This is a genomic window from Actinomadura sp. 1N219 (genome assembly GCF_044326405.1).
In the GTDB taxonomy this organism is placed as follows: domain Bacteria; phylum Actinomycetota; class Actinomycetes; order Streptosporangiales; family Streptosporangiaceae; genus Spirillospora.
This window is the reverse complement of sequence record NZ_JBIRAY010000001.1, coordinates 513,315-539,483: the sequence shown is the minus strand read 5'-3', so window position 1 is coordinate 539,483 and position 26,169 is coordinate 513,315. Positions and strand designations below refer to the sequence as shown.

Genomic DNA, 26,169 nt, shown 5'->3' with positions numbered 1-26,169 from the left:
CAGCCGATGAAGGGTCGAAGCCGCGTCCTGGGTTGCTTACTGAGCGCAGTCATGTTGACACCGCCGCTCGTCCAATCGCCCGCCTCGGCGGAAACGGAGGCCGAGCCGCCGAGCCGCCGGAACGCGCTGTACGTGCTGCATCTCTTCTCCAACGACATCACCACGTTCACACTCGGCGCCACGGGACGCCCCACCCCGGTCGGCGACCGCGTGGCGACCGGCGCCATGCCGCGCGGTTTCGTCTTCACACCCGACGGACGCAGGGTCTACACGGCCAACGGCGGCGACAGCACGATCTCCGGATATGGCGTCGACGAGCGCGGCGACCTCGCCCCACTGGGCGATCCCGCACCGGCCGGAGGGCGGGTGCCTTTCGGCATCGCCATATCCCCGAACGGCAGGACGCTCTACACCGCCAATCTGGAATCCGGCACAGTGTCGGCCCTGTCGCTCGACGCGAACGGAAAACCCCACCTCATCGGCAAGCCGGTGCCCACAGGAGCGCCCCAACCACGAACCGTTTCGGCCTCCGCGGACGGACGTTTCGTCTTCGTCAGCCACGGCCTCCCCGCCAAAGGACGCGCGGACGTCATGGTCGTATTCGCCGTCCGCCCCGACGGGAGCCTGGAGCGCACCCTGGCACCGCCGGTCCCGGTCGGCTCGGGCGGAAACGGATCCGACATCACCCCGGACGGCCGTTTCATCTACGTCGCGAGCACCGGATCCGACGTCGTGTACGGCTTCCGCATAGCCCAGGACGGGAGCCTGTCGTCCGTCCCCGGCTCGCCATTCCCCACGGCCGTCTTCCCCGAGGACGCGGCGGTCACGCCCGACGGCCGGCACCTCTACGTCACCAGCCCGAACCACGACACCACCGTCACACGCAATGTCACCGCCTTCTCGATAGGACGTGACGGCGCGCTGCGGCCCGTCCCGGGATCGCCATTCGAATCGGCCGGGGCGTCCGTGGGAATCACTCCCAGCCGGGACGGCCGGAACCTCTATGTGGGCAATTTCGAGACCCACGACCTGGCGGCCTTCGACATCGGCAGGACCGGGGTGCTCACCCAGCTCGCGGGCTCCCCATTCCCGACCGGCGGCAGCAATCCGACATTCCAGGGCGTCGCCGTCCCACCGAACCAGGGCCCGAAGGCGGCTTTCCAGGCCACCATTACCGACCGCACCGCCCGCTTCGACGGCACCGCCTCCGCCGACCCGGACGGCACGATCGCCCGCTACGACTGGGAGTTCGGCGACGGCACCGCACTCCAGAACGGCGGTCCGACCCCGGCTCACGTCTACCGGCGTCCAGGCGCCTACCAGGTCACCCTCACCGTCACCGACGACGAGGGATGCAGTGCCACCCTGATATTCACCGGCCAGACACCGCACTGCACCGGCTCCCCGGCGGCCCGCACAACCCGAACCGTCACTGTCGAATAGGCCGAAGAAGCCATTCGGCCGAGGTTCTTATGTCGTGAGGCGTCGTTCGTAGTCGGCGGCGCGGGCTTCCTGTTGAGCGTGGCGCTCGCGCCGGTCGGTGAAGACCGTCCCGGCGGGCAGGTGGTCGCGGAGGTCCTTCAGGTCCGTCACCTGGACGCTGCGAATGGCCCCGTCCGTGTCGGCGCCGGCCGGCACGCCGCGCCAGCGGACGGCCATCAGGCCCGAGGTCAGTCCGGAGGTGTCGAGCCAGTTCCACACGCCGGGGTCGCGGGCGGAGATCACGAAGGTCGCGGTCTCACCGGTTTCCGGCCGCACCTGGTCGCTGTTGAGGCTGCTGGTGCGGGTGGGATAGTCGCGGGCGACGCCCCACGGGTCGGTCACCTGGAAGCCGAGGTGCCTGCCTTTGAGCCGGTCGACGGTGACGACGAGCGCCTGGTCGTTCCTGAGCGAGAATCGTCCGGACGTCGCGAGGCCGAGCGCGCCCGGACGGGAACGAGGGCTGCTGATCCGATTGGCGGGATACTGGTAGTAGTACGTGTTGTTGTATTTCAGCCAGTACGGTGCGATCGCTTTCAGCAGTTCGGCCGTCCGCCGTGCCAGGGCTTTTTCGTCCGGCTGCGGCTCGGGCGCCGGGCCGTCCACACGGCTGATCGACAACGCGGGCGGGTTCTGGGTGGACCAGTCCGACAGCGTGTCGCGGACGATCAGCAGCTTCGCCTCGGACGTGGTCTGGATGTGGTTCGGCCCGCCGGCGGGATCCGGACCGACGGTGATCTCGAACGACCCGTCGGGCGCGATCCGCATCTGGTCGCTCGTCAGCCCGCCGAGCACCGGCGCCCCTTCCTTGCGCACCTCTCCGGTCCCGGGGATCTCTCCGTAGAGGACGAGGGAGGTGTCCACGGGGGCGGGCCCGTTGAATTTCCCGCGGATCACATAGCGGGACGATCCGTCGATCGCGGTCTGCCGGTAGACGCTGTCGGGATTGTCGATGCCGTAGCCCGAGCCGTTCACCTTCTGGCCGAACCAGCAGTGCGCGGCGTTGACCGTCCACATGAACGACGGCCTGGCGCCGTCCTCGGTCAGCGCGTACTGGGCGGCCGCGAGCGCCGTGTTGCCGATCGCGCTGTGGAGCGTCGCGGCTCCGCTCGGCGTCCTGCCCTGTGGATCGTTCTTGAAGACCGGCACCAGGGCCCGCGCCGCGGCCTGGACCTCGCCGTCGGCGACGAGCCGGGCCGCGAGCCTCTCCTTCGCGACCTGCCCGCCCGCGGCCTGCCCGCCCGCGGCGAGCGCTCCGTCCGGCCGGAAGTCCCGGCAATTCCGCCCGTCCCGCGCCGCCGCCTCCGCCGGAATCACCGCAAGGCACAGAGCAGAACCGCCGAAGGCGACCAGAGCAAGGAGCTTCCCAGAACGACGCATCGACCCTCCACCAAAGGCGCCCTGACCATCCCGGCGATTAAAGGCGCCGCAACGCAGAGACCGGCCGGCCCATCTCACTCACCGAGACGCAACCATCCCGACGTCGCCGACAAAGGGCGGTGAAATGGCGCGTCCCCCTGACGTCCGCTGAGCGTCAGGGGGACGCGGGGCGCGGCCCCGTCCCGGGAGGTACGGGGGCGGGGCCGCGGGCCGCGCGGGGCCGGGCGACGGTCGCCCGCGCGGCACAGCGTCGGCGTCGAAGCGGTCAGTCCTTGACCGCCTGCTCGGCGCCCGCGCCGGTGAGGGAGCGGACTTCGATCTCGGCGTACTTCTCGGCGTTGTACTCCTTGCTGAGGATCGTCCCGAGCCAGCCGCACAGGAAGCCGATCGGGATGGAGACGATGCCCGGGTTCTCCAGCGGGAACCAGTGGAAGTCCACGTCGGTGAACAGGGCCTTCGGAGAGCCGGACACGACCGGGGAGAAGGTGACGAAGAAGATCGCGGAGCCGAGGCCGCCGTAGATGGCGGAGACGGCGCCCGCGGTGTTGAACCTCTTCCAGAACAGGCTGTAGAGGATCGCGGGCAGGTTCCCGGACGCGGCCACCGCGAACGCCAGCGCCACGAGGAACGCGACGTTGAGGCGCTGCGCGTAGATCCCGAGGACGATCGCGACGGCGCCGATGACGAACGCGGAGATCCGGGCGACGCGGACCTCGTCCCGCTCGGTGGCCTTGCCCTTGCGGAACACGTGGGCGTACAGGTCGTGCGAGAAGGACGACGACGAGGCGAGGGTGAGGCCCGCCACGACCGCGAGGATCGTCGCGAACGCGACCGCGGCGATGATCGCGAGGAGGATGGTGCCGCCCGCCTCACCGAACACGATCTCGCCGATGCGTTCGGCGAGCTGCGGCGCCGCGGTGTTGCCCGCCGGGTTCGCCTTGGCGATCTCCTTGCTGCCGACGAGGGCGGCGGCGCCGAACCCGAGGACGAGGGTCAGCAGGTAGAAGGCGCCGATGATGCCGATGCCCCACAGCACCGACTTGCGGGCGTCGCGGGCGGTCGGGACGGTGTAGAAGCGGATCAGGATGTGCGGCAGCCCGGCGGTGCCGAGGACGAGCGCCAGCCCGAGGCTGATCAGGTCGAGCTTGCCCTCCAGGCCCTGCGCCTCGGTGCCGTAGCGGAGGCCGGGCTCAAGGAAGCTCTTGCCCTTGCCGCTCTCGTTGGCCGCGTCGTTCAGCAGCGACGACAGGTTGAAGCCGAACTCGCTCAGCACGAGGACCGTGATGAGGGTCGCGCCGGTCATCAGCAGGACGGCCTTGACGATCTGCACCCAGGTGGTGCCCTTCATCCCGCCGAACACGACGTACACGATCATCAGCACGCCGACCAGCGCGATCGTCGCGCCCTTCGCGAACTCGCTGGTGAAGCCGAAGAGCAGGGAGACCAGCGCGCCCGCGCCGACCATCTGCGCCAGCAGGTAGAAGATCGACACGACGATGGTGGAGACTCCGGCGGCGGTCCGGACGGGACGGGGGCTCATCCGGAACGACAGCACGTCCGCCATCGTGAACCGGCCCGAGTTCCGCAGCAGTTCCGCGACGAGGAGGAGCGCGACGAGCCACGCGACGAGGAACCCGATCGAGTACAGGAAGCCGTCGTAGCCGTAGAGGGCGATCAGGCCGGCGATGCCGAGGAAGGACGCGGCGGACATGTAGTCGCCGCCGATCGCGAGGCCGTTCTGGACGCCGGAGAAGGAGCGTCCGCCGGCGTAGAAGTCGGTGGCGTTCTTGGTGTTCCGGCTCGCCCAGACGGTGATGGCCAGCGTCCCGGCGACGAACGTCAGGAACAGGATGATCGACAGGGTCTCGTGGCTCATCAGGCGTCCCCCGACTTCCCGGCCGCCTCGGCCTCGATGTCACCGCGGATCTTGTCGGCGAGCGGGTCGAGGCTGCGGTCGGCGTGCCGCGCGTACAGCCATGCGATGAGGAACGTCGAGACGAACTGGAGGAGGCCGAACACCAGCGCGACGTTGATGGAGCCGACCAACTCGGTGCCCATGAAGCCGCGCGCCCATCCGGACAGGACGACGTAAAGCAGGTACCAGCTGAGGAAAGCCGCGGTCATCGGGAATGCAAATCTGCGGAATCTGCGTCGGAGTTCCTGGAACTCCGTGCTGCTCTGGAACCGTTCGTAGACGGTCCCGGAGGCACTCTTATCGACGGACACGACCGTCCCTCCTCTGTAGTGACGCCGGTCACGCGCCACCGTAAGGAGAGTGTCAGCGCAGGCGAAGGGGACCGGCGGGAGGGTGCGTTCAGCTGCCGCTCATCGTCGCTGGTCTGCGTGCCGTGTCGGTGAACGGTCCGTTTGGCGCGACGAACGGTCGCACCCGTTCCGGCCGCCGGGCCGTCCCGATGGTCGCGCCCGTCTCGGTCGCCGGGCCCCGGCGGTCACACTCGTTTCGGACGCCAGGTGCCCCGGTCGACGTCGAGCGACTCGGGGGTGTGCAGGCGCACCATCATGCGGGCCACGCCGCGCGGGACGCGTCCCGGCGTGCACCACGACACGGCGATCATGACGGCGAACGCGATGGGGACCGTCCAGGCGGCGGGCTCGGCGAGCATCGCGCCGACGAAGCCGTCCGGCGGCCCGGCCGCGATCGTCACGATCACGGCGGTGCCCGCGAGCAGGCCGCCCGTGACGAGGCCGGCGAGCGCGCCGGGGACGGTCAGCCGCCGCCACCACACGCCGAGGACGAGCAGCGGGCAGAACGTGGACGCGGCGACCGCGAACGCGAGCCCGACGACGTCGGCGACGGCGAGGGAGCGCGCCGCGATCGCCAGGCCCAGCGGGACGGCGAGCGCGAGCAGCGTCGCGGCGCGGAACGAGCGGACCCCGCCGCGCAGGATGTCCTGCGCCAGCACCCCGGCGACCGACACGGTGATCCCGGACGACGTCGACAGGAACGCCGCGACCGCGCCGCCCGTGACCAGCGCGCCGAGCAGGTCGCCGCCGACGCCGCCGATGAGCCGTCCGGGGAGGGTGAGGACGACGGCGTCCGCGCGTCCGGTCATCAGGAGTTCCGGGGTGTAGAGGCGTCCGAGGACCCCGTACAGGGCGGGGAACAGGTAGAACGCGCCGAGCAGCGACAGGACCATGACGGTCGTACGGCGCGCGGCGCGCCCGTCGGGGTTGGTGTAGAAGCGGACGAGCACGTGCGGGAGGCCCATCGTCCCGAGGAACGTGGCGAGGATCAGCGAGTACGTGGCGTAGAGGGAGTGTTCGCGGCCGTGCAGGGGCAGGGCCCACTCGCGGTCGGTGGTGACGGGTTCGCCGGTGACGTGCGGGACGGCGGCGCCCGCCGGGAAGGTGACGGACGCGTCCTGGTCGAGGTGGTGCCGTCCGGGGTTCAGGGTCAGCGGGACGTCCTCGTAGGCGCGGCCGTCGAGCCGTCCGTCGACGACGACCTGGACGGGCGCGGCGACGTCCACGGTGACGGCCGTCCCGACCGCCACGGTGGTGCGGTCGTCGAAGCGCGGCGGGGTCTCCGTCGTCAGGCCGGGCGCGCCGTCGTACCGCCACGCCAGCAGCAGGAAGATCAGCGGGACGCTGAGCGCGGTCAGCTTCATCCAGTACTGGAACGCCTGGACGAGCGTGACGCTGCGCATGCCGCCGACCCACACGTTCACGGCGACGACGACCGCGACGAGGACGCCGCCCGTCCAGACGGGGGCGCCGGTGACCGTCCGCAGCACGAGCCCGGCGCTCTGGAACTGCGGCAGCAGATAAAGCCAGCTGATCAGCACCACGAGGACGGACGCGACGCGCCGCACCGCCATGGACTCCAGCCGCGCTTCGGCGAAGTCCGGCAGCGTGTACGCGCCGGAGCGGCGCAGCGGCGCCGACACCAGGACGAGCAGCACCAGGTAGCCGCCCGTCCAGCCGACGGGGAGCCACAGCATGTCGGCGCCGTAGGCGAGGATCAGGCCCGCGATGCCGAGGAACGACGCGGCCGACAGGTATTCGCCGCCGATCGCGGACGCGTTCCGCAGGGGCGTGACCGTCCGGGACGCGACGTAGAAGTCGGACGTCGTCCGGGAGATGCGGACCCCGAGCACCCCGATCAGGACGGTGGCGACGACGACCAGCAGGACGCCCGCCATCCCGTACGCGGCGCTCACGCTCGATCCTTGTCGCGGGTGGACGAAGTGCGGTCGACGAGTTCGGCGAAGTCGTCCTCGTTGCGTTCGGCCTGCCGGACGTACCACCAGCCGCAGCCGACGAACCACGGGTAGATCAGCCCGCCGAGGACCACCCACGGCAGCGGCGCGCCCAACACCTCCTGCTCGCGGACCTGGGGGAACACCGCGAACAGCAGCGGCAGCCCGGCCACGACGACGGCGAGGACGAGGCACAGCCGCATCGCGAGCCGGAGCTGGGTGCGGACCAGCGAGCGCATGTACGCCTCGCCGAGCCCGGTCTGCTCGTCGATCTCCCGCGTGACGGGGTAGCGGGGGCGGCGGACGGCGCGCGTCCGCGGGCCCGTCACCAGCACCCGTCCCTTCGCCGGAGGCGCGGCCCCGGGCGGCCGGTCGGCGGGGGCGGCTCGCCGGTCGGCGGGGCTCAGGGGGACCGCCTCGCCCTGCGGACCAGCAGGTCGCGCAGCTCCCGGACGTGCCGGCGGCTCACCGGCAGCTCCGCGCCGCCGACCATGACGGTGCAGCGGCCCGAGTCCAGCCGCAGCTCCTTGATCGCCGACAGCGCGACCAGGTGGCTGCGGTGCACCCGGACGAATCCCGCACCGCTCCACCGCTCGCTCAGCGCCGCCAGCGGGATGCGCACGAGGTGGCTCCCGCCGGACGTGTGCAGCCGCGCGTAGTCGCCCTGCGCCTCCACGTACAACACCTCGGCGGGAGTGACGAACCGGGTGACGCCGCCCAGCTCGACGGGCATCGGCTCGGGCTCGGACGGCGTCGGCGCACCCGTCCCGTCGTCCTCTACCATCCAGTCCTCGGTCGACTCGGTGACGCGCCTGATCGCCTCGTTCAGCCGCTCGGGGCGCACCGGTTTGAGGATGTAGTCCGTCGCCTTGATCTCGAACGCGTCGACGGCGTGCCCCTCGTAGGCGGTGACGTAGACGATCTGCGGCGCGCGGGCGAACTGCGCGAGGACGCGGCCGAGGACGGTGCCGTCCAGGCCCGGCATGCGGATGTCGAGGAACACGGCGGCGATGGGGCGTCCCTCCGCGAGGGCGCGGTCGAGCTTGCGGAGCGCGGCGGCGCCGTCCCGCGCGGTGTGGATCTCGCCGATGCGCGGATCGGCGCGCAGGAGGTGGACGAGATCGTCCAATGCGGGTGCCTCGTCATCCACCGCAAGGACACGAAGGCCCACGACAAACCCCGCCCTTCCTGTGCCGCCCGCCACATTCCAGTAAAAGGACGTCCGCGAGTCAAGGGGCCGGGACGCGCCTCACCTGGTCGATTCGTCCTGAAGCCTTCAGAGCGGACCCGACGAAGCCGTCACTCCGGGGCGGTATTTAGGGACGCGAACGGTCACCTTAGTCCCCGCGCCAGGCCCTGTTTCGACGGCGAGGCCGTATTCGTCGCCGTACACCTGGCGCAGCCGCCCGTCGACGTTCGCGAGGCCGATTCCGGCCGCTTCGCCGTCGTCGCCGAGCGGGCGCGACTCCCCGGACAGCAGCCGCCGGACGTCGTCGGGCTCCATGCCGATCCCGTCGTCGTCCACGCTGATCACGCAGTCGGACCCGGCGTCCTCCGCGACGATCGTGATGAGGCCGGGCTCCGACCTGTCCTGCAGCCCGTGCCGGACGGCGTTCTCCACGAGCGGCTGAAGGCACAGGAACGGCACCGCGACCGGCAGCACCTCGGGCGCGATCCGCAGCGTCACCCGCAGCTGCTCCCCGAACCGGGCGCGCTGCAGCAGCAGGTACCGGTCGATGGACCGCAACTCCTCGGCGAGCGTGGTGAAGTCGCCGTGCCGCCGGAACGAGTAGCGGGTGAACCCGGCGAACTCCAGCAGCAATTCCCGCGCCCGCTCCGGGTCGGACCGGACGAACGACGCGATCGTGGTCAGCGAGTTGTAGATGAAATGCGGTGAGATCTGGGCCCGCAGCGCCCGCATCTCCGCCTCCATCAGCAGCGTCCGGGAATGGTCGAGTTCGGCGAGTTCGAGCTGCGCGTCCACCCAGAGGGCGACCTCCTCGGCGGCGCGGATCAGCCCGGCGGGGACCTCCTCGCCGTAGGCGGCGAGCGTCCCGACGACGCGGTCGTCGGTGGCGAGCGGCACCACGACGACGCGGCGGATCGGGCAGTCGAGCCGGTCGCAGACCACGTCGTGGACCTGGGTGCGCCCGCTCGCCAGCGTGTCCCCGGCGTGCTTGGGGCCCTCCTCGATGTGGTGGTCGTGCTCGCCGTCCCAGGCGAGGAGGCGCTCCCCGTCCGTGATCGCCAGGGCGGCGCAGCCGAGCAGCGTCCGCAGGTGCCGGGCGGCCTTCTGCGCGCCCTGCTCGGTCAGCCCGGCCCGGAACGCGGGCGCGGCCCGCGACGCGGTGTGCAGCGTCTCGAACGTCGCGCGCCGCGCGGGCCCGCCGAGATCGCCGCCACGGCCGCGGCGGCGCAGCCACACCAGCGCCGGAACCCACGTCACCAGCAGCGTCGCGACGACCGCTATGCCCACATTCATACCGCGAAGTTAGCGGTGGCGCGCCTCTCCCGGGAGGGGTCCCGCGGCGTCCCTGCCACCGTGACGGCGGACCAGGCACCCCGGCGGGCCGATCGGACGCCCGCCGCGAGACCGGGACGGGCCGCGGGCCCGATGGGGAGGACTCACGAACATGGGGCGTGTCTTTGCACGGGCCGGGGGTGCGCTCCGGCAGTGGCGGCACCCGCCGGAATTCAGGATCAGGGCGTCCGCGTGGCCCGCGGACGCGCTCGCCGAACTCGCCCGCTCCGTCGCCGTCCACGGCGCGGGCCCGGCGGCCGACGTCCCGGCCGACGTCCCGCACGCGGGCGCTCCGGAACTGCCGGACCGCCTGCTCGCGGAGCTGGCGACGAACCTGTGGCGGCTGCGCACCCGGATCGAGCGGATGGACGACCCGCCGCGCCCGGTCGTCCGCCATCTGGAGGCGGCCTGGGACGTCCTCGCCGGCACCGGAATCACGATCAGGGACCACGTCGGCGAGCCGTTCGACCCCGGGCTGGCGATGTCGGTGGTGGCGTACGAGCCCACGCCGGGCCTGGCGCGCGAGCAGATCACCGAGGCCCTGCGGCCCGGTGTGTACCTGGAGGGACGGGCCGTCCAGATGGCGGAGGTGATCGTCGGCACCCCGGGCACCCCCGGGACGCCGCCGACCGGAGTGACGGAGAGAGCACACAAGCGATGAACAGGACCACGATCGACTTCGGCATCGACCTCGGCACCACCAACAGCGCCATCGCGCGGCTGGACGGCGTCGAGACGGAGATCATCAAGAACAACGACGGCGCCGAGACCACGCCCTCCGCGGTGCTGGTCGACCGCCGCGGCAGGCTCACCGTCGGCCGCGCCGCCAAGGACCGCAGCGAGCACGACCCCGAGAACACCTGCGTGGAGTTCAAGCTGCGGATGGGGACGACCGGCCAGCCCAAGCACTTCACGGCGGCCGACCGGTCGATGGAGCCCGAGGAGCTGTCCGCGGAGGTGCTGCGGTCGCTGCGCCGCGACGTCGGGCAGCGGACCGGCGAGGAGATCAAGGCGGCGGTCATCACCGTCCCGGCGGCCTTCGAGCTCAGCGCCTGCGACGCGACCCGCCGCGCCGCCGAGATGGCGGGCATCGTCCACGCGCCGCTGCTGCAGGAGCCGACCGCGGCGGCGCTCGCGCACGGCTTCCAGCAGGACGCCGACAACGCGTTCTGGCTGGTGTACGACTTCGGCGGCGGCACGTTCGACGCCGCCGTGATCCAGATGCGGGACGGCGAGTTCACCGTCGTCAACCACCGGGGCGACAACTTCCTCGGCGGCAAGCTGCTGGACTGGGCGATCGTCGAGGAGCTGCTGATCCCGGCGGTCACCCGCGACCACGGGCTCGCCGACCTGCGCCGCGGCAACCCACGCTGGCGCAAGAACATCAACAAGCTGAAGGTCGCCGCCGAGGCCGCGAAGATCCAGGCGTCCCGGGCGGAGTCGGCCGAGCTGTTCCTGGACCTGGAGGACGAGTCAGGCCGGTCGGTGGAGTTCGAGTACGAGCTGGCCAGGACGGACGTGGAGCGGCTCACGGAACCGTTCATCGTCCGGTCGGTCAACCTGTGCCGCAAGGCGCTGGAGGAGAGCGGCCTCGGGCCCGGCGACGTCGAGCGGGCACTGCTGGTCGGCGGCCCGACCCTGTCGCCGTACCTGCGGGAACGGCTCGCCGACCCCCGCGCGGGACTCGGCATCCCCCTCGACCACACCCAGGACCCGATCACCACCGTCGCCCGCGGCGCCGCCGTCTTCGCGGGCGGCCAGCGGCTCGACCCGTCCCTCGCGGGCCCGCCGCCGCCGAGCGGCGAGTACGCGGTCGAGCTGGAGTACCGCCCCCTCGGGCCCGACATCGAGCCGTTCGTCGGCGGACGCGTGACCGGCGCCGACCCGGCCGGATGCTCGATCGAGTTCGTCAACCCGCACACCCTGCCGGTCTGGCGCAGCGGACTGATCCCGCTGCCCGCAGACGGGACGTTCACGACGACGCTGTGGGCGGAGAAGGGCCGCGCCAACACGTTCCAGATCGAGCTGACGGACGCGACCGGCGCGGGCCGTCCCGTCACCCCCAACACGCTGACGTACACGGTCGGCGCCGTCGACACGCAGCCGCCGCTCACCCACTCCATCGGGGTCGGGCTGGAGGGCAACGAGGTGGAGTGGCTGTTCAAGCGCGGCACCCCGCTCCCCGCCCGGCGGCGGATCCTGCTGAGCACGACGGTGGGCGTCCTCCGCGGCCCCGGCGAGGGCATGATCCGGATCCCGGTGCTGGAGGGCGAGCACCACCGCGCCGACCGCAACCGCAGGATCGGGCGGCTGGAGATCAACCCCGAGCAGGTCAGGCGGGACGTGCCGGAGGGCAGCGAGGTCGATTTCACGATCCTGATCGACGAGTCCCGGATGGTGGTCGCCCGGGCCTACGTCCCGATCCTGGACGAGGAGTTCCAGAGCGCCGTCAACCTGCAGACGGAGACCGTCCCCGACCCGGCGGCGCTGGCGAAGGACGCCGCCGCGGAGAAGCGCCGGCTGGAGTCCGCGCGGCGGCAGGCCGGGGAGCTGGGCGACTCGCGCGCCGCCGAGGTGCTGGCCCGGATCGACGCGGAGGGCATCGTCGCGAACCTGGACGCCGAGGTGAACGCCGCCGAGGTCGACCCGGACGCCGCCGTCGCGGGCGGCAAGCGCCTGCTCGACCTGCGCGCAGCCGCCGACGAGGTCGAGGACGAGCTCGAATGGCCCGGCCTGGTCAGCGAGGCGCGCGAGGTCCTCCCCCTCGTCCGCGAGGTCGTCGAGGACCGCGGCCGGGCGGCCGACGTCCCGGCGCTGGAGGCCGCCGAGGCCGCGGTGCAGGAGGCCATCGCCGCGCACGACGCCGACCTGCTGCGGCAGCGCGTCACCGAGCTGCGGCGGCTCGCGACCCGGGTGCTGGACGCGTCCGGCGACCTGCCGTTCATCGCCTTCCGGGAGCTGTGCTCGCTGCAGCCGGACATGCGCGACCAGCGGGAGGCGTCCGCGCTGATCGCCACCGGCCGCCGCGCCGCCGACGCGGGCGACACGAGCACGCTCCGCGACGTCAACACGGCCCTCGCGGACCTGCTGCCTTCGGCCCCGCCCCCGACCGACCCGTTCAGCACGGTGAGGGCGGGCCGATGACCGCCGCGACACAGGCCGTCCGGGAGGTGACGGTCGCGCAGGCCCGCGCGCTGGCCCGCGCAGGCCGCTACGCCGAGGCGGAGGAACTGCTGGACGGCGAGCACGGCCCCGTCGTGCTCGACCTGAAGGCGCGCATGTACGCGCAGCAGGGCCGGCTGGACGAGGCCGACCGCTGCTGGGCCGAGGTCGCCGCCCTCTCCCCCGGCGACCCCGGCGCCGCGGAGGGACGCCGCCGCATCGCCCAGATCCGGGCGGCGGCGTCTCCCCGGCGCTTCGTCCTCGCCCGCTCGGTGTTCCGGCTGGGAACGGCGGCCGTGATCCTGCTCGCCTTCGTCATGCTGGCGGACATCTGGCAGGACCGAGACGAGCCCGCCACCCCCGCGCCCGTCCCGTCGAGCCGCCCTGCCACCACGCCCACCCCCTCAACAGACCCGATCGCCGCCCTGAAGCTCAAAGGCCCGGGCCTGCACGCCGTCCACCGGACCGGCGAGATCGAGGTGACGTTCGACCGCGGCCTCTTCCGCCGCGACGCGACGCTGACCCCACGCGGCCGGGCCGTCCTGGCGAACCTCGGCAGGCAACTCCGCCCCTACGCCGACCAGCTCTCCGTCACCGTGATCGGCCACACCGACAACCGCGCCGTCCACCCTGGCGGCGGGTACGCGAGCAACGCCGAGCTGGGCATGCTGCGGGCCACGGTCGTCCGGGAGGTGCTGCGCTCGTCCGCGCGGATCCCCACCGCCCAGTTTTCGATCTCGACGCTGGCCGGTCTCCTGCCCCCGCACCCAGGCGATGGGGCGTCCCGCGATCCCCGCAACCGGACGGTCAGCGTCCGCATCTCCGCGGCAGGTGGACGATGAACACCACGAAGACGCCCTACCTCAACCAGATCGGCCCAGACCTCTACCGGGAAAACCCCTTCCGAGTAACCGGCCTAGCGGTGGACGCCACCGCCCGCGACATCCGCCGCCGCTCCGAGGAACTCCAGGTCAAGGCCAAGCTCGGCACAGCACCCGGCACCGGCTCACCACTCCTGCCCCTGGACCCGCCACCCGACGCCGACGCCGCTCAGCGGGCGATCCAGCGCCTCCGCGACCCGGTCCGCCGCCTGGAGGACGAGCTGTTCTGGTTCTGGCCCTCCCAAAACGACGACGAGGCCCTCAACGCCCTGCGCGACGGCCGCATAGAGGACGCCGAGCAGCTCTGGACGAACCCCGGCCCCGGACGCCCGTCCGCAGTCGCCGCGCACAACCTCGCCGTCCTGGCCCACGCCCGAGCCCTGGACGACGACGACCCCAAGCTCTGGAAACAAGCACTGCGCCACTGGCGAACCACCCTGAACACCGACGCGTTCTGGGACCTGGTCGCCGCCCGCGCCCGCACCGCCGACGACCCCCGCATCGGCCCCGGCGCCGCCGCCGAACTGCGCGAACGCCTGCCCGCCGCGCTCCTCTCGATCAGCGCGCGCCTCGCCGTCCAGGAATCCCAGGATGGGGAGCACGAGAAGGCGTCCGCCCACGTCGACCTGATGCGCGGCTCCGGCTTCCACGCCGACCTGGTCGACACCGCGCTCCGCGACGCCGTCAACCCCGATGTGTCCCGGCTCAGATCGCAGAGCCGGACCGCCCTAGAACGCGCCGACGCCACTCCCGAAACCGGCTACGGCGAGGCGATACGCCTCCTCGAACGCGCCGACCCCGTCCTCGCAGGACTGAGCACAATCCTGCCCAGCGACCACTCCATCCTGGAGGGCCTGCGAGACGAGATCGCCGACTCCGCCATGCGCTGCGTCATCCTCTACGGCAACGAGACCGACGACTGGCACCCGGCGGAGGGCGTCCTGGAGCGCGCCGAGAAAACCGCCGTCTCGGCGAACATCCGGACGCGGATCGCGGAGAACCTGGAGACCGTCCGCGAGAACCAGGTCTACGCCACCTGCTGGTTCTGCAAGGAGCACCCGAGCCACGACGGCTCCGGCTTCAAGGTGAAGATGCACGGCGAGGTCAACGAGGAGATCACCGAGTACTACACCCGCCGGATCACCTGGCGGAAACTGACGATCTCGGTGCCGCGCTGCACCGCCTGCACGTCCGCCCACCGAACCCGCCGCGCCAAAGTCTGGGCCTACGGCCTGGGCTCCAACGTCGCCCTGTTCATGCTCGGCCTCGTCCTGACCTCGACGGACGCCTTCGGCGCGGGCATCGTCCTGATGATCCTCACCTTCGCCGGCTTCGCCTTCACCACCGGCTTCGCCGCCACCACCCCCCTCTCCCGCGACGCCCAGGACGTCCTGCACGCCTTCCCCGCCATCCAGGAAAAGTTCAAGGCAGGCTGGACCTTCGGCCACAAGCCGCCGGGCGTCCAATAACGGAGGGGCGATCCGCACCGTTCGCGAGATCGCCCCTCCTGGGTGCTATCCGAGTTCCCGCTTCATCGCAGCGACGAGATCTTCGAGCGTGGCGTGCCGGGACCAGCCCGTCCCGAACTCGTCAAGATCTTCACGCCCGCCGACCAGCCGGGTCTGCTTCTGCCCTCGCACGGTGCGGCTCTCCTCGAACAAGAGGCTCTGCGGATGGGTGGCCGACTGCACACGGGTGCCCTTGGGGTGGCCGTCGTCCACCCCCTGGGTGCGCGAGTCGCTGGGCACGAACTTCGTCGCGCCGAACACCACGACAGGCGTCCCCGCGGGAATCGCCCGGCGGAACCGTTCGGACGGGTCGGCCCACCCAACACCGCCCCACAGCTCGAAGTAGGCGCGCCCACCGTAGACGTACCTGCTGTCGCCGGTGATGGTCTCGCCGACGCGGACGCGCATCACGACCCGGTTCATCGGCTCGTCATCGAAGCTGAAGAGCCGCCGGCCCCGCTCGAATCCCTCCACGACGCCGACGACGACCGTCCCGCCGCTTCCGGCTCGGGCCTTCGCCAGCTTCGCCGGGGTGGCGAAGGAAATGTAGTCGGCGTGGCCGGCCCGCAGCACCGAGGTGTCAAGGCGCTGACCATGCGCGGCGGGCGCCGCGTCCCGCGACTTCCGCGTGCCTGAGTCGGATTTGGCCTGCGACTGACCGGCCCAGCCGGCGACGAGCAACAACGCGCAACCGAGAGCGCCGAGCTTCGCCTTCATCGGGATACCTCCGCTCATTGCTCGTCGAACCAATCGTTGAGATGGCCGACATGATGCCCATTATAGGTGCGGTAGGCGATGTCGCCGTTGTCCCAGATCCCGCTTCTCATACAGTCATGACCGTTACCGGGCGGGTCGTCAGGGTAATGAGACAGGCCGACCGAATGTCCCAATTCATGGCAGGCCGTCTTGGTGTATTGGCTCTCGTCATTGTTCGCGTTCTCGTCGATCACCTGCTGGTTGAGCACGGCCGCCACGCGATCGCAGTATCCGGCCCACTGGTGACTCTGGGGCCACCGCTCGTGGCACCACGTCTCGCCCAGGACCCCTTCCTCCAGATAGATCTCCTCGAAGACGGTGTCGGTGCGGCCGTCGTCGGCGACCAGGTCGCACTCCGAATCCCGCCTGACCGTGGCCTGCGTCCGGTTCCCCAGCGCGTCGCGGGTCGCCGCATCGGCGTTGTCCTGCATGTTCTGCGGGATACCCCAGGCTCCGTCCGTCCACATGCACCACCAGTGATATTCACCGTCGGGGTGGATGGGGACGCCATTCCGGTCACGAACCGTTCCCCATGGATCGGCGGACGCGGTCCCAGGCGCCAATATCAGCGTTAACGCGGTGGTCACGGCGGCGATGATGCCAATCGGCGTTCGCATGGATCTCCTCAGCGAGCCGGGCATTGAAGTCCTCTCGTTCGATGATCACGGACATCGCCATGATCACCCCCGCCCCAAATGCCGACAAGACCCCACCAAAGATCACCAACACCGTTCCGAACAGGCACCGCAGAACCCTTTAGACCGTGCCAACGGCCACGCGCTCACAGGTTGTCCATGTCCAATCAAAACTGAATTAACAGAACATTGACCTAATGTGGTCAACAGGCGCACGCACCTTAGTCCGCGCTCACCACTGGAAAGGAATCTCGAATCCGCGTCCACCATCGGCCCGAAACCCGAGGATTCGCCGCCGGCGAGACCGCGGGCCCGCCGCCCAGATTGATGATCATGCAGGTCAGCGGTGGGACGGATCACCGACCCGGAGGCGGAAGGTTAGGCAAAGTTAAGCTAAATTAGGTTTGCCTAAGTTTCCTGGCGGGTTGGGGGGCCGCGCCACCGACTTCTGGAGCTCACAGCATGAGAGCCGTCCATCACCTCCGCGGCGCCGCAGCCGCTGCCGCCGTCACCCTCCTGGCCGTTTCCGGCTGCGCCGAGAAGGACGGCGGCGGGGAGGCGGGCGCCGTCCAGGTCACCGCGAGCGACAGCGAATGCAAGGTCTCGCGCACCGAGTTCCCGGCGGGGCACGTCAAGCTCGCCGTGGAGAACAAGGGCTCCAAGGTCACCGAGGTCTACATCTACGCGCCCGGCGACCGGATCGTCACCGAGCGGGAGAACATCGGGCCCGGCACCAAGGCCGACATCACGGCCGAGGTCAAGGCCGGGACGTACGAGATCGCCTGCAAGCCCGGCATGAAGGGCGACGGCATCCGGCAGAAGGTGACCGCCACCGGGCAGGGCGCGGCAAAGCCGCAGGATCCGCGTTTGGACAAGTCCGTCGCCGACTACCGCAAGTACGTCCAGGAACAGGCCGACGAGACCCTGCCGAAGGCCGAGAAGTTCGCCGCCGCCGTCAAGGCGGGCGACGTCGAGGGCGCCAAGAAGACCTACGCCGTCTCCCGCGTCGGCTGGGAGCGCACCGAGCCCGTCGCCGAGTCGTTCGGCGACATCGACCCCAAGGTGGACGTGCGGGAGGACGGTCTCGAACAGGGCCAGACCTGGACCGGCTGGCACCGCCTGGAGAAGGCGCTGTGGACGGACGGGAAGATCGGCGCCGAGGAGAAGAAGCTCGCCGACCAGCTGATCACCGATCTGCGGGACTGGCAGAAGCGCGTCGGCACCGCCGAGATCAACGCGACGAGCATGGCCAACGGCGCCAAGGAACTGCTGGACGAGGTCGCCACCGGCAAGGTCACCGGCGAGGAAGAGCGCTACAGCCACACCGACCTGGTCGACTTCCACGCCAACGTGGAGGGCGCGTACAAGTCCTACGAGCTGCTCAAGCCGGTGGCCTCCGAGCGGAACCCGGCACTGTCGACAGAACTGGACAAGCAGTTCAAGGCACTGTTCACCCTGCTCGGCAAGTACCGCGACAAGGGTTCCCCTGACGGCTTCGTCGCCTACGACACCGTCGGCAAGGACGACCGCAAGGAACTGTCGGACGCGGTCAACGCGCTCGCCGAACCGCTTTCGAAGCTGGCCGCCGCGGTCGCGTCGTGAGGAGGGCGCCGTGAGTTCCGAACGCGCACCGAAGTCGGTCTCGCGCCGCGCGCTGCTCGGTTGGGGCGGCACCGGGCTCGCGCTCGGCGTGACCGCCTCCGGCGGCGTGGCCGCCGCCGCGATCGGCATCGCCGACGACGCCGAGCCGGGGCAGGCCGTGCCGTTCCACGGCGCGCACCAGGCCGGGATCGCCACACCCGTCCAGGACCGGTTGCACTTCGCCGCGTTCGACGTCACCACCGATGACCGGAACAAGCTCATCGCGATGCTCAAGGAGTGGACGCAGGCCGCCGCGAAAATGACCGCCGGGCACGCGGTCGGCGGCGGCGCGGTCGGCGGCCCGCCCGAGGGACCGCCGGACGACACCGGCGAGGCGCTGGGGCTCAAGCCGTCCCGCCTCACCCTGACCGTCGGTTTCGGCCCCACCCTGTTCACCAAGGACGGCAAGGACCGCTTCGGCGTCGCCGCGCGCCGCCCGCCCGCGCTGGTCGACCTGCCGGTGTTCCCCGGCGACGACCTGGACCCGGCGCGCGGCGGCGGCGACATCTGCGTCCAGGCGTGCGCGGACGACCCGCAGGTCGCGGTGCACGCGATCCGCAACCTGGCCCGCATCGGCTTCGGCAAGGTGTCGGTGCGCTGGTCGCAGCTGGGGTTCGGCAAGACGTCCTCGACGACGCCGGACGCGCAGACCCCGCGCAACCTGATGGGCTTCAAGGACGGCACCCGCAACATCTCCGGCACCGACGCATCGGCCCTCGACGACCACGTGTGGGTGTCGGCCAAGGACGGCCCACCATGGATGGCCGGCGGCTCATACCTCGTCGCGCGCAGGATCGCGATGCGCATCGAAACCTGGGACCGCACCTCCCTCAAAGAACAAGAGGACATCTTCGGCCGCACCAAGGGCGAGGGCGCACCGGTAGGCCACGAACGCGAGCACGACGCACCAGACCTGAAAGCGATGCTCCCTGACGCACACGTCCGGCTGGCGCATCCCGACAGCAACAACGGCGCCCGGCTACTGCGGCGCGGCTACTCCTTCACCGACGGCACCGACGGGCTCGGACGGCTCGACGCGGGCCTGTTCTTCCTGGCCTACCAGCGCGACATCCGCCGTGGCTTCCTCCCCGTCCAGACCCGGCTCGCGCGGATCGACGCCCTCAACGAGTACATCCAGCACGTCGGCTCGGCCGTGTTCGCGGTTCCGCCCGGTGTCCGGGACGCCACCGGCTGGTGGGGCAAGGAGCTGTTCTCCTGATGTTCGCCAACTACCTGATCGGACTGCGGGAGGGCCTGGAGGCCAGCCTCATCGTCTGCATCCTGATCGCCTACCTGGTCAAGACGGAGCGGCGGGACGCGCTGCGCGCCATCTGGACGGGCGTCGCCATCGCGGTCGCCGTCAGCCTGGCCTTCGGCGCGATCCTGCAGTACGGCACCACCACCCTGACTTTCGAGGCGCAGGAATTCCTCGGCGGCACACTGTCGATCATCGCGGTGTGCCTGGTCACCTGGATGGTGTTCTGGATGCGCCGCACCGCCCGCTACCTGAAGGCCGAACTGCACGGCAGACTGGACCGCGCCCTGGTCATGGGCACCGGCGCCCTCGTAGTCACAGCCTTCCTGGCAGTAGGCCGAGAGGGCTTGGAAACCGCGTTGTTCATCTGGTCGGCAGTCCAGGCCACCGGCGACGGCGTCCGCCCCCTGGGAGGCGCGCTCCTAGGGCTGGCCACCGCAGTGGTCCTGGGCTGGCTGTTCTACCGCGGCGCCCTGAAGATCAACCTGGCCCGCTTCTTCACCTGGACGGGCGCGATGCTGGTGATAGTCGCGGCCGGTGTCCTGGCATACGGCTTCCACGACCTCCAAGAGGCCCGTTTCCTACCGGGCCTGAACACCAAGGCATTCGACATCAGCGAAACGATCCCCCCAGAAACCTGGTACGGCACCCTCCTAAAGGGCACGGTCAATTTCCAGCCCGACCCCACAGTCCTACAAGTGACCGTCTGGCTCCTATACGTAATCCCAACCCTGACCCTGTTCCTCCTCCCCACCCGACGCAAGCCCGTCCCAGCCGCGTCCTCCTAACCCGGTCACACCCCAGCGTGTACACGTAGAAGGCCCTACCTACAGCTTGCGCACGACGAGCGCCATCGCCAAAGCCAGTCAGCATCACGCCTCCCGGTCCGGTCACCGTCATGCGCCTCGGTGTAGGCCGCCGACATCACCAACTGTCCCCGCGCCGCCGTGTGCGCCGACCAATCACCCTGGACCTGGTCGGCATCGGCCACCGCCATGGCGATTCCGGTGGCCTGGTCGGACCAGACGGTGCAGCCGCGCAGGTGCCGTGTCATATGAATTTTTGTATAATCGGAGCGTGAGCATGATGTGGCGCATCGAGATCGAGCCGGAGGTTCGGCAATGGTTGGAGCTCCTCACCGACCGGCACTACGCCAAGGCCGAACGGGCGGCCGACATGCTCGCGTCCGAGCCGACCACGCTCGGCGAACCGTACTCGCGCCACCTCGGCGGCAAGGTGCGCGAGTTACGCTTCATCCTGGACGGCAACTCCGTCCGCATCACCTACTGGCTCGCCCCGCAGCAACGGATCGTACTGCTCACCGTGTTCCGCAAGACCCGGCCACGCGAGGAGGCGGAGATCGAACGGGCACGGCAGGCGCAGAAAGTGTGCGAAGCCGAGCACGATCCCGCCGAGCACACCTACGACCGGAGCAAGGAGGAGACGCCGTGAACCACTCCCAGTGGAAGACCCGCCAGACCAAGAGACTTCTTGGCGAAACGGTCGATGAGTCCCCTGCCTACGTCGAGGCCGGACACGCCCTCGCGCTTGGCCAGGCCGTCCATGACCGTCGCGTCGCACTCGGCATCTCCCAGGCCGAACTGGCTCACCGCGCCGGCATGACTCAGCCACAGATCTCCAATATCGAGGGCGGAGACTCGGTGCCCACCTTGCCTCTGCTCACGCGGCTCGCCGTTGCGCTGGACGCGTCCCTGACCATCCAGCTGGACGACGGCGACTCCAACTTCGTCTTCACGCCCCACCACCCGCCGGGCCCCGACGCGTCCAGTGGCGGACACACCTCGGCGGCATAACACGGCCCGTCCCCGATGGGAGTTCCTCATCGGTCCGTGTTGGCGAGCATGAGAAGTGCCCCCGGCCTTTGGTCGGCCGAGGGCTCACCGTGCAGGGGGACGTCAGGATGGGGTGTGTGCGCCGGACTTGATGCTGGTGGTGAAGGCACTCCAGGCGGCCGGGGAGAAGGTCAGCTTCGGCCCGTCCGGATCCTTGGAATCCCGCACACCGATCAACGGGGCGAGCCCTGCCACCTCGACGCAGTTGCCGCCTTGATGGTCACTGTGACTGCTCTTGCGCCAAAGTCCGGCGACCTCGACGCAGTCGCCGCCGCTGTGGCCGCTGTGGCTGCTCTTACGCCAGTGGACGCTGGGCATGTCCTTCATAGGCTCTCCATTGCCGTCCTAATCTTGACCCGCGACTCCTCGACGGGGAGTGCGTAGCCTCGGAGCAGGTCCCAGCGTACGACCTTGTCCCTGATCCTGGCAGACTTCTCGATCAGAAGCCCTTCACCGGCCGATTCCGTGTAGGCGAGATTTGTCCCATCGTCGAAGCCCAGGATGGTGAAGCTTCCTTCGAGTCCTGTGTGGTAGCCCGATCCATTCGGCACGACCTGGATCATGGTGTTGATTCGTTCGGATGCCGTGAGCAAGTAGTTGAGCTGTTCTCGCATGATGGCGGGGCTTCCCACGGTGCGGTGCAGAACGGTCTCGTCCAGCACCAGCCACGTGTGCGGCGTATTTTCTCGGATGAGGACCGCCTGGCGTTCCATGCGCTTCGCCGTCAGTTCCGGAACGTTGGTCCCGTCGTTGGCGAGGAGGATGGACCGGGTGTAGTCCTCGGTCTGGAAGAGGCCGTTGATGAGAAGTGCGCAGTAGATGCGGTACGTCGCCGCCTTCTTCTCGTACTCCAGGTATTCCGGGAAGCCGGGCGGGAGGACGAACTGCATCTCGATGTCGTTGGCGAGCTTCCAGTGGCGGTGGAAGTGGCCGTCGGTCTTGAAGAAGGTGTCGAGGTCCTGGGCGCTTGGTTCGGAGACCTTGCGGCCGCTCTCCATGGTGCTGATCCACTGCGGGGTGCAGCCGAGCGCGTCGGCCAGCTCCTTGCCGGTCAGTCCGGCCTTTTCGCGCATGCGGCGGAGTTCCCCGCCGAAAAAGATGCGTGCCTGATTTTCACTCATCGGGGGCCTCCGGAGGGTTCACCTGGGGGTGGTGGTTGAGGTGATCTCTACTTGGATTGACCGGAAGTGTGGAACGGTCACTGGTTTCCTTTTACCTTGCCTGCGAGCGTGTTGCAAGCATTTCGGCGCAGCGACACGACAATGAGGTCTTCGATATGGCAAAGGCGTCGGTATCGACCAATTCCGAGAAAGAGAGGGGAATGCCCCTCATGTCCGGTTGGCGAGGTGAGCCGCTGGACGATGGGTTCCTGGCGCGACGGGTCGGCGAGCTGAGCGACTACCAGGTGTCGAACGGCTGCCTGGACCTGGTGCGGGCCAAGGACGAGGGCGAGCTGTGGTTGCTGTGCGACGCGCAGACCCGGCTGTCCGAGCGGATCGCGTTCGCCGAGTTCACGAGGGGGCGGCCGTGAGCGTCTCCGAGGAGAACGAGGCCGTGGAGTCGTACGTCCGGCTCAAGGCTCTGGGGATGCACCTCAGGGCGCATGGGTTCACGGTCGTCCAGCATCAGGTCGCGGGTGGGCTCGTCGTCCGCAACCTGACGTCCACCGCGCGGACCTGCTGCGGGGCGCGGGGCGTCGCCGGGGACACGATCACGTGCCGTCCGTACGACGAGGACGAGGGGCGGTACTGGTTCTTCACGTCCTGGCAGCAGCCCATCGCCGAGTCCGAGCGCATCACCGACGCCCTGGTGATGATCAAGGGGTACCTGGGAGCCCCGGCTTGAAGGCCGCCGACGACGGGGCGTGGCGACGCGAGCTGGCCGAGTTGAGAGCCGAGTTCCCGACGTTCGGCATCATCGCCGACCCGGCCCGTCCCATCTGGATGGCCGTTAGGGGCAATGACATATTCATCAGGGCCAGCGACAGGTTTGTTCTGCGCCAGCGGCTTCTTGAGTTGGCCCGCCGTTGATGCGGAAAGCCCGGCCGGTGGGTGGTCCGGCCGGGCTTTCGTTGCGGTTGTTAGGGGATGTTGAGGTTGGTTGCCAGGGATTCGTAGTGGGCTTCGCCGTCGCCGAAGGACAGGGACGCGGACGTGGCGTGTTGGGAGAACCAGTGCAGGTCGTGTTCCTGGGTGAAGCCGATCGCGCCGTGTACCTGGTGGCCTAGGGCGCAGACGCGTTCGTATGCCTCACTCACCCATGCCTTGGCCATTGACACTTCTTGTTCTGCGTCCCGGTTCGCTGAGAGGCGCCAAATGGCTTCGTAGGCGATGAAGCGGGAGCCCAGGACGTCGATGGCCATGTCGGCGCAGTGGTGCTGGACGGCCTGGAACGACCCGATGGGGCGTCCGAACTGCTCCCGTTCCGTCGCGTACTGCACCGTCATGTCCAGGACGCGCTGGGCGGCGCCGACCATTTCGGCGCAGGTGGCTGCGGCGCCGAAATGGGAGATGGCGTGGGCGGCGTCCGCGTTGAGGGCGTCGGTGGCGGGGACGCGGACGTCAGAGAGTTCTACGTGGCAGGGACGGTCCAGGCCGATCGCGTTCAGGGGGCGGATTGCTATGCCTGGCGATGAGGCGTCCACCCAGAACGCGCGGGGCTCGTTGTCGACGCGGGCCGCCATGAGAAGGCTCTCGGCGGACGCGGCGAACGGGACGAACTCGGCCGTGCCGTTGAGGACGAAGTCCGTGCCGTCGGGTGAGGCGATTGGGCCTTCGTCGGGACGGTCCCAGGGGAGGGGGGCTGCGGTTGCTATTTGGCCCTCTGAGAGGGCCGTCAGCCAGCGTTCCTTTTGGTCGGGGGTGCCATGGCGGGTTATGGGCATGCCGCAGGACGCCACTGAGGTGAGAAGTGGGCTCGGGACCTGGGCGTAGCCCAATTGCTCGAACAGGAGGCATACGTCCAGGAAGTCGCCGCCTACGCCGCCGTGTTCTTCGGGGAAGGCCAGGCCCGTCCAGCCTAGTTCCACCATTTCTTTCCACAGCGCGGCCGAATGGCCGGCCGGGTCGCCGTCCATCGCCCGCGCCCCGGCGGTCGGGGCGCGGGACTCCAGGAGTTCGCGGGCGGTGGCGGCGATCAGCTCCTGGTCCTCGGTGAGGCTCAGGTCCATGGCGGCGGGACCTTGTCGGAGCGGACCCACACGCCGGGGCGCTCTTCCCAGAACAACTGGACTAGGACGCCGCCGGTGTGCTTCGGATGAATGAACGTGTGCTTCCAGGCGGCGCCGTCGGTGACGCCCTCTTCGTCATCGAAGGTGGGGATTTCGTGGTGTTCGCAGGCGGCCAGGGCCTTGTCCCAGTCGGCCACCTCGAACGTGACGTGGTGGGCGGCGGCGCCGTTGCGGTCCAGGAAGCGTTCGATGAACGAGTCCTCGCCGCGCGGCATGATCACTTCCCAGCAGATCGCGGAGCCGGGGATGTTCAGGACGAGGTCGGCCATGTCGGGATGCTCGTCGTCCGGCGTCCGCCATACCTGCGTGAACCCGGCCAGGCCGTGGTACCAGCCCGCCAGGAGGTCGCGGTCGGGGAACGCCTGGCAGATGTGGTCCAGCGCCACGATGCCCAGGGACGGTCCGGGCGGCGATGAAGACTCTGGGACGGAGGCCGAGGAGTCGCCGCACATGTCGAGGTTGCCGGGGCCGCGCAGCCGGAACAGGACGCCGGGGCCGTGCTCGGGCGGGGTCAGCGACGCCTCCAGCCAGCGGCCGCGTGCGCCGTCGGTCGGTTTGATGCCGCGTACTTCGAGTTCCGCGCGGACGGCCTCAAGGTCGGGCACCTCCGCGCCCACGTGGTGCAGGCCGGGGCGTCCGCCGTGGTCGTCCAGGAATGTCTGGAGCGCGGAGCCTTCTCCGGCGGGCGCGACCACCTCCCACGCCTGGCCGTGGCTGCCGGGGATCTCCAGCCGGGTGCCGCGCGCGCCCTCGTCGGGGCTGTCCCAGCTCCGGACGCGCCGGAACCCGAACAGCCCCTCCAGCAGCGCGACCTGCGCGTCGAGGTCGCCCGTCACCTGCGCGACGTGATCGATGCGGTAGATCTGCACGGGGTCCTCCTAGCTCGGGTGCGGCTCGATCCAGTCGTAGCCGTAGCTGACCAGTTCCTTGACGAGGCGCAGGTTGTAGCGGTTCATCGCCGCGATCCGCTCGGCCAGCTCGCCGACCCGCTTGTCGAACTCGTCCGCCGGGTACACGTCGTTGACCAGGCCCAGCTTGAAGGCGCGGTCGGCGTCGATGCGGGCGCCGGTGAAGAGCAGTTCCTTGGCGCGGGCCTTGCCGATGCGTTCGGGCAGGCGTTTCACGCCGCCCCAGCCGGGGGCGGAGCCGCCGAACTCGGGCTGGTCGGGGTCGCCGTCCTCGGTCATCTTCGGCCGGTACGGCGGGCGCGCCGACAGCGTGATCTCGACCAGGCCGACCTTCGCGTTGTCGGACGCGACGATGAAGTCGGCCGCGAGCGCCAGCTCCAGGCCGCCGCCGACCGCGTAGCCGTGTACGGCGGCGATCACGGGGACGGACAGCCGCTCCATCATGGCGAACGTCTTCTCGCCCAGGCGTCCCTGCTCGATCCGCTCGCGGGGGGTCAGCTTCTCCGACCAGCCGAGGTCCATCCCGGCGCAGAACGCGCGTTCGCCGGCGCCGCGCAGCACCACCACGCAGACGTCCTCGTCATCGTCGACGCGGGTGAAGATGTCGCGCAGCTCGGTCATCGTCGTCGGCGTCAGCGCGTTGAGCTTCTCCGGCCGGTTCAGCGTCAGCCAGGCCACTCGTTCTTCGATCCGCAGATCGACGGTTTCGTAGGCGTTCTCGTCGGGCATGCGTGCTCGCTC

27 protein-coding genes are annotated in these 26,169 nt (G+C 69.9%); 13 read left to right on the top strand and 14 right to left on the bottom strand.

The window, feature by feature from the left end; translation table 11 throughout:
- Positions 1 to 51 precede the first annotated feature (51 nt).
- Entirely contained in the window at positions 52 to 1,443 is a 1,392-nt protein-coding gene (locus ACH35V_RS02450) for a beta-propeller fold lactonase family protein (RefSeq protein WP_395969843.1), read from the top strand.
- Positions 1,444 to 1,470: 27 nt separating this feature from the next.
- On the opposite strand, the gene ACH35V_RS02445 is transcribed toward ACH35V_RS02450, so the two are convergent.
- The 7 genes from ACH35V_RS02445 to ACH35V_RS02415 form a co-directional block, all read right to left on the bottom strand.
- Complete coding sequence (locus ACH35V_RS02445) at positions 1,471 to 2,859, bottom strand: hypothetical protein (protein WP_395969842.1); 1,389 nt, start codon at positions 2,857 to 2,859, stop codon at positions 1,471 to 1,473.
- A 265-nt stretch (positions 2,860 to 3,124) separates the two neighbouring features.
- Positions 3,125 to 4,735 carry a cation acetate symporter gene (locus ACH35V_RS02440; RefSeq protein WP_395969841.1) on the bottom strand — a complete coding sequence of 537 codons (1,611 nt, stop codon included), beginning with the start codon at positions 4,733 to 4,735 and terminating at the stop codon, positions 3,125 to 3,127.
- Positions 4,735 to 5,085 carry a DUF485 domain-containing protein gene (locus tag ACH35V_RS02435; protein WP_395969840.1) on the bottom strand — a complete coding sequence of 117 codons (351 nt, stop codon included), beginning with the start codon at positions 5,083 to 5,085 and terminating at the stop codon, positions 4,735 to 4,737. The genes ACH35V_RS02440 and ACH35V_RS02435 overlap by 1 nt, the downstream gene beginning before the upstream one ends.
- A 224-nt stretch (positions 5,086 to 5,309) precedes the next feature.
- Positions 5,310 to 7,040, bottom strand: a complete 1,731-nt coding sequence (locus ACH35V_RS02430; protein ID WP_395969839.1) for a cation acetate symporter — start codon at positions 7,038 to 7,040, stop codon at positions 5,310 to 5,312.
- The gene (locus ACH35V_RS02425; RefSeq protein ID WP_395969838.1) at positions 7,037 to 7,408 is read right to left on the bottom strand and encodes a DUF485 domain-containing protein; all 372 of its coding nucleotides are present in this window, start codon (positions 7,406 to 7,408) and stop codon (positions 7,037 to 7,039) included. Before ACH35V_RS02425 ends, ACH35V_RS02430 begins: the two co-directional genes overlap by 4 nt.
- Positions 7,409 to 7,482: 74 nt before the next feature.
- Positions 7,483 to 8,229, bottom strand: coding sequence for a LytR/AlgR family response regulator transcription factor (locus ACH35V_RS02420; protein WP_395969837.1), 747 nt, complete (start codon positions 8,227 to 8,229; stop codon positions 7,483 to 7,485).
- Positions 8,230 to 8,355: 126 nt separating this feature from the next.
- Positions 8,356 to 9,561 (bottom strand): sensor histidine kinase, encoded by a 1,206-nt coding sequence (locus ACH35V_RS02415; protein ID WP_395969836.1) that lies wholly within the window; start codon positions 9,559 to 9,561, stop codon positions 8,356 to 8,358.
- Positions 9,562 to 9,712: 151 nt separating this feature from the next.
- Between ACH35V_RS02415 and ACH35V_RS02410 the strand changes: the two genes are divergently transcribed.
- From ACH35V_RS02410 to ACH35V_RS02395, 4 genes are read left to right on the top strand one after another with little or no spacing between them, the layout of a single operon-like run.
- Entirely contained in the window at positions 9,713 to 10,261 is a 549-nt protein-coding gene (locus tag ACH35V_RS02410) for a hypothetical protein (protein ID WP_395969835.1), read from the top strand.
- Positions 10,258 to 12,744 (top strand): Hsp70 family protein, encoded by a 2,487-nt coding sequence (locus tag ACH35V_RS02405; RefSeq protein ID WP_395969834.1) that lies wholly within the window; start codon positions 10,258 to 10,260, stop codon positions 12,742 to 12,744. Before ACH35V_RS02410 ends, ACH35V_RS02405 begins: the two co-directional genes overlap by 4 nt.
- Positions 12,741 to 13,604, top strand: a complete 864-nt coding sequence (locus ACH35V_RS02400; RefSeq protein WP_395969833.1) for an OmpA family protein — start codon at positions 12,741 to 12,743, stop codon at positions 13,602 to 13,604. Before ACH35V_RS02405 ends, ACH35V_RS02400 begins: the two co-directional genes overlap by 4 nt.
- Positions 13,601 to 15,112 (top strand): hypothetical protein, encoded by a 1,512-nt coding sequence (locus ACH35V_RS02395; RefSeq protein ID WP_395969832.1) that lies wholly within the window; start codon positions 13,601 to 13,603, stop codon positions 15,110 to 15,112. The genes ACH35V_RS02400 and ACH35V_RS02395 overlap by 4 nt, the downstream gene beginning before the upstream one ends.
- Before the next feature lie 45 nt (positions 15,113 to 15,157).
- Here ACH35V_RS02395 and ACH35V_RS02390 read toward each other — a convergent pair whose 3' ends face one another.
- Together ACH35V_RS02390 and ACH35V_RS02385 are read right to left on the bottom strand one after the other, a co-directional pair.
- Positions 15,158 to 15,886: a hypothetical protein gene (locus tag ACH35V_RS02390; RefSeq protein WP_395969831.1), complete on the bottom strand. Its 729-nt coding sequence runs from the start codon at positions 15,884 to 15,886 to the stop codon at positions 15,158 to 15,160.
- Entirely contained in the window at positions 15,883 to 16,524 is a 642-nt protein-coding gene (locus ACH35V_RS02385; RefSeq protein WP_395969830.1) for a hypothetical protein, read from the bottom strand. The genes ACH35V_RS02390 and ACH35V_RS02385 overlap by 4 nt, the downstream gene beginning before the upstream one ends.
- 480 nt (positions 16,525 to 17,004) lie before the next feature.
- On the opposite strand from ACH35V_RS02385, the gene efeO reads away from it, so the two are divergent.
- The 5 genes from efeO to ACH35V_RS02360 all read left to right on the top strand — a co-directional run bounded on the left by efeO (position 17,005) and on the right by ACH35V_RS02360 (position 21,252).
- A complete protein-coding gene (efeO, locus tag ACH35V_RS02380) occupies positions 17,005 to 18,144 on the top strand; it encodes an iron uptake system protein EfeO (protein ID WP_395969829.1) in 1,140 nt (379 codons plus the stop codon).
- Between the two features lie 10 nt (positions 18,145 to 18,154).
- Positions 18,155 to 19,402 carry an iron uptake transporter deferrochelatase/peroxidase subunit gene (gene efeB, locus ACH35V_RS02375; protein ID WP_395969828.1) on the top strand — a complete coding sequence of 416 codons (1,248 nt, stop codon included), beginning with the start codon at positions 18,155 to 18,157 and terminating at the stop codon, positions 19,400 to 19,402.
- Positions 19,402 to 20,226, top strand: a complete 825-nt coding sequence (gene efeU / locus ACH35V_RS02370; protein ID WP_395969827.1) for an iron uptake transporter permease EfeU — start codon at positions 19,402 to 19,404, stop codon at positions 20,224 to 20,226. Before efeB ends, efeU begins: the two co-directional genes overlap by 1 nt.
- Positions 20,227 to 20,521: 295 nt before the next feature.
- On the top strand, positions 20,522 to 20,890 hold the full coding sequence (locus ACH35V_RS02365; RefSeq protein WP_395971119.1) for a type II toxin-antitoxin system RelE/ParE family toxin: 369 nt from the start codon (positions 20,522 to 20,524) through the stop codon (positions 20,888 to 20,890).
- The gene (locus ACH35V_RS02360; RefSeq protein ID WP_395969826.1) at positions 20,887 to 21,252 is read left to right on the top strand and encodes a helix-turn-helix domain-containing protein; all 366 of its coding nucleotides are present in this window, start codon (positions 20,887 to 20,889) and stop codon (positions 21,250 to 21,252) included. The genes ACH35V_RS02365 and ACH35V_RS02360 overlap by 4 nt, the downstream gene beginning before the upstream one ends.
- Positions 21,253 to 21,354: 102 nt before the next feature.
- Here ACH35V_RS02360 and ACH35V_RS02355 read toward each other — a convergent pair whose 3' ends face one another.
- Positions 21,355 to 21,618 (bottom strand): DUF397 domain-containing protein, encoded by a 264-nt coding sequence (locus tag ACH35V_RS02355; protein ID WP_395969825.1) that lies wholly within the window; start codon positions 21,616 to 21,618, stop codon positions 21,355 to 21,357.
- Positions 21,615 to 22,412, bottom strand: a complete 798-nt coding sequence (locus ACH35V_RS02350; RefSeq protein WP_395969824.1) for a helix-turn-helix domain-containing protein — start codon at positions 22,410 to 22,412, stop codon at positions 21,615 to 21,617. The genes ACH35V_RS02355 and ACH35V_RS02350 overlap by 4 nt, the downstream gene beginning before the upstream one ends.
- Before the next feature lie 209 nt (positions 22,413 to 22,621).
- Between ACH35V_RS02350 and ACH35V_RS02345 the strand changes: the two genes are divergently transcribed.
- Genes ACH35V_RS02345 through ACH35V_RS02335 form a run of 3 tightly spaced genes read left to right on the top strand, consistent with a single transcriptional unit; the run spans position 22,622 to position 23,321 of the window.
- Positions 22,622 to 22,822, top strand: a complete 201-nt coding sequence (locus tag ACH35V_RS02345) for a hypothetical protein (RefSeq protein ID WP_395969823.1) — start codon at positions 22,622 to 22,624, stop codon at positions 22,820 to 22,822.
- Positions 22,819 to 23,136, top strand: coding sequence for a hypothetical protein (locus ACH35V_RS02340; protein WP_395969822.1), 318 nt, complete (start codon positions 22,819 to 22,821; stop codon positions 23,134 to 23,136). The genes ACH35V_RS02345 and ACH35V_RS02340 overlap by 4 nt, the downstream gene beginning before the upstream one ends.
- Entirely contained in the window at positions 23,133 to 23,321 is a 189-nt protein-coding gene (locus ACH35V_RS02335; RefSeq protein WP_395969821.1) for a hypothetical protein, read from the top strand. Before ACH35V_RS02340 ends, ACH35V_RS02335 begins: the two co-directional genes overlap by 4 nt.
- 50 nt (positions 23,322 to 23,371) lie before the next feature.
- Here ACH35V_RS02335 and ACH35V_RS02330 read toward each other — a convergent pair whose 3' ends face one another.
- From ACH35V_RS02330 to ACH35V_RS02320, 3 genes are read right to left on the bottom strand one after another with little or no spacing between them, the layout of a single operon-like run.
- The gene (locus ACH35V_RS02330; protein ID WP_395969820.1) at positions 23,372 to 24,460 is read right to left on the bottom strand and encodes an acyl-CoA dehydrogenase family protein; all 1,089 of its coding nucleotides are present in this window, start codon (positions 24,458 to 24,460) and stop codon (positions 23,372 to 23,374) included.
- Complete coding sequence (locus ACH35V_RS02325; protein ID WP_395969819.1) at positions 24,451 to 25,389, bottom strand: VOC family protein; 939 nt, start codon at positions 25,387 to 25,389, stop codon at positions 24,451 to 24,453. The genes ACH35V_RS02330 and ACH35V_RS02325 overlap by 10 nt, the downstream gene beginning before the upstream one ends.
- Before the next feature lie 9 nt (positions 25,390 to 25,398).
- The gene (locus ACH35V_RS02320; protein ID WP_131967243.1) at positions 25,399 to 26,157 is read right to left on the bottom strand and encodes an enoyl-CoA hydratase/isomerase family protein; all 759 of its coding nucleotides are present in this window, start codon (positions 26,155 to 26,157) and stop codon (positions 25,399 to 25,401) included.
- Positions 26,158 to 26,169 lie beyond the last annotated feature (12 nt).

Bases quoted from the DNA above. Each gene is read 5' to 3' on its own strand.
- ACH35V_RS02450 (WP_395969843.1), top strand. From the start codon at position 52: ATGTTGACACCGCCGCTCGTCCAATCGCCCGCCTCGGCGGAAACGGAG.
- ACH35V_RS02445 (WP_395969842.1), bottom strand. From the start codon at position 2,859: ATGCGTCGTTCTGGGAAGCTCCTTGCTCTGGTCGCCTTCGGCGGTTCT.
- ACH35V_RS02440 (WP_395969841.1), bottom strand. From the start codon at position 4,735: ATGAGCCACGAGACCCTGTCGATCATCCTGTTCCTGACGTTCGTCGCC.
- ACH35V_RS02415 (WP_395969836.1), bottom strand. From the start codon at position 9,561: ATGAATGTGGGCATAGCGGTCGTCGCGACGCTGCTGGTGACGTGGGTT.
- ACH35V_RS02410 (WP_395969835.1), top strand. From the start codon at position 9,713: ATGGGGCGTGTCTTTGCACGGGCCGGGGGTGCGCTCCGGCAGTGGCGG.
- ACH35V_RS02405 (WP_395969834.1), top strand. From the start codon at position 10,258: ATGAACAGGACCACGATCGACTTCGGCATCGACCTCGGCACCACCAAC.
- ACH35V_RS02400 (WP_395969833.1), top strand. From the start codon at position 12,741: ATGACCGCCGCGACACAGGCCGTCCGGGAGGTGACGGTCGCGCAGGCC.
- ACH35V_RS02395 (WP_395969832.1), top strand. From the start codon at position 13,601: ATGAACACCACGAAGACGCCCTACCTCAACCAGATCGGCCCAGACCTC.
- ACH35V_RS02390 (WP_395969831.1), bottom strand. From the start codon at position 15,886: ATGAGCGGAGGTATCCCGATGAAGGCGAAGCTCGGCGCTCTCGGTTGC.
- ACH35V_RS02385 (WP_395969830.1), bottom strand. From the start codon at position 16,524: ATGCGAACGCCGATTGGCATCATCGCCGCCGTGACCACCGCGTTAACG.
- efeO (WP_395969829.1), top strand. From the start codon at position 17,005: ATGAGAGCCGTCCATCACCTCCGCGGCGCCGCAGCCGCTGCCGCCGTC.
- efeU (WP_395969827.1), top strand. From the start codon at position 19,402: ATGTTCGCCAACTACCTGATCGGACTGCGGGAGGGCCTGGAGGCCAGC.
- ACH35V_RS02365 (WP_395971119.1), top strand. From the start codon at position 20,522: ATGATGTGGCGCATCGAGATCGAGCCGGAGGTTCGGCAATGGTTGGAG.
- ACH35V_RS02355 (WP_395969825.1), bottom strand. From the start codon at position 21,618: ATGAAGGACATGCCCAGCGTCCACTGGCGTAAGAGCAGCCACAGCGGC.
- ACH35V_RS02350 (WP_395969824.1), bottom strand. From the start codon at position 22,412: ATGAGTGAAAATCAGGCACGCATCTTTTTCGGCGGGGAACTCCGCCGC.
- ACH35V_RS02345 (WP_395969823.1), top strand. From the start codon at position 22,622: ATGTCCGGTTGGCGAGGTGAGCCGCTGGACGATGGGTTCCTGGCGCGA.
- ACH35V_RS02330 (WP_395969820.1), bottom strand. From the start codon at position 24,460: ATGGACCTGAGCCTCACCGAGGACCAGGAGCTGATCGCCGCCACCGCC.
- ACH35V_RS02320 (WP_131967243.1), bottom strand. From the start codon at position 26,157: ATGCCCGACGAGAACGCCTACGAAACCGTCGATCTGCGGATCGAAGAA.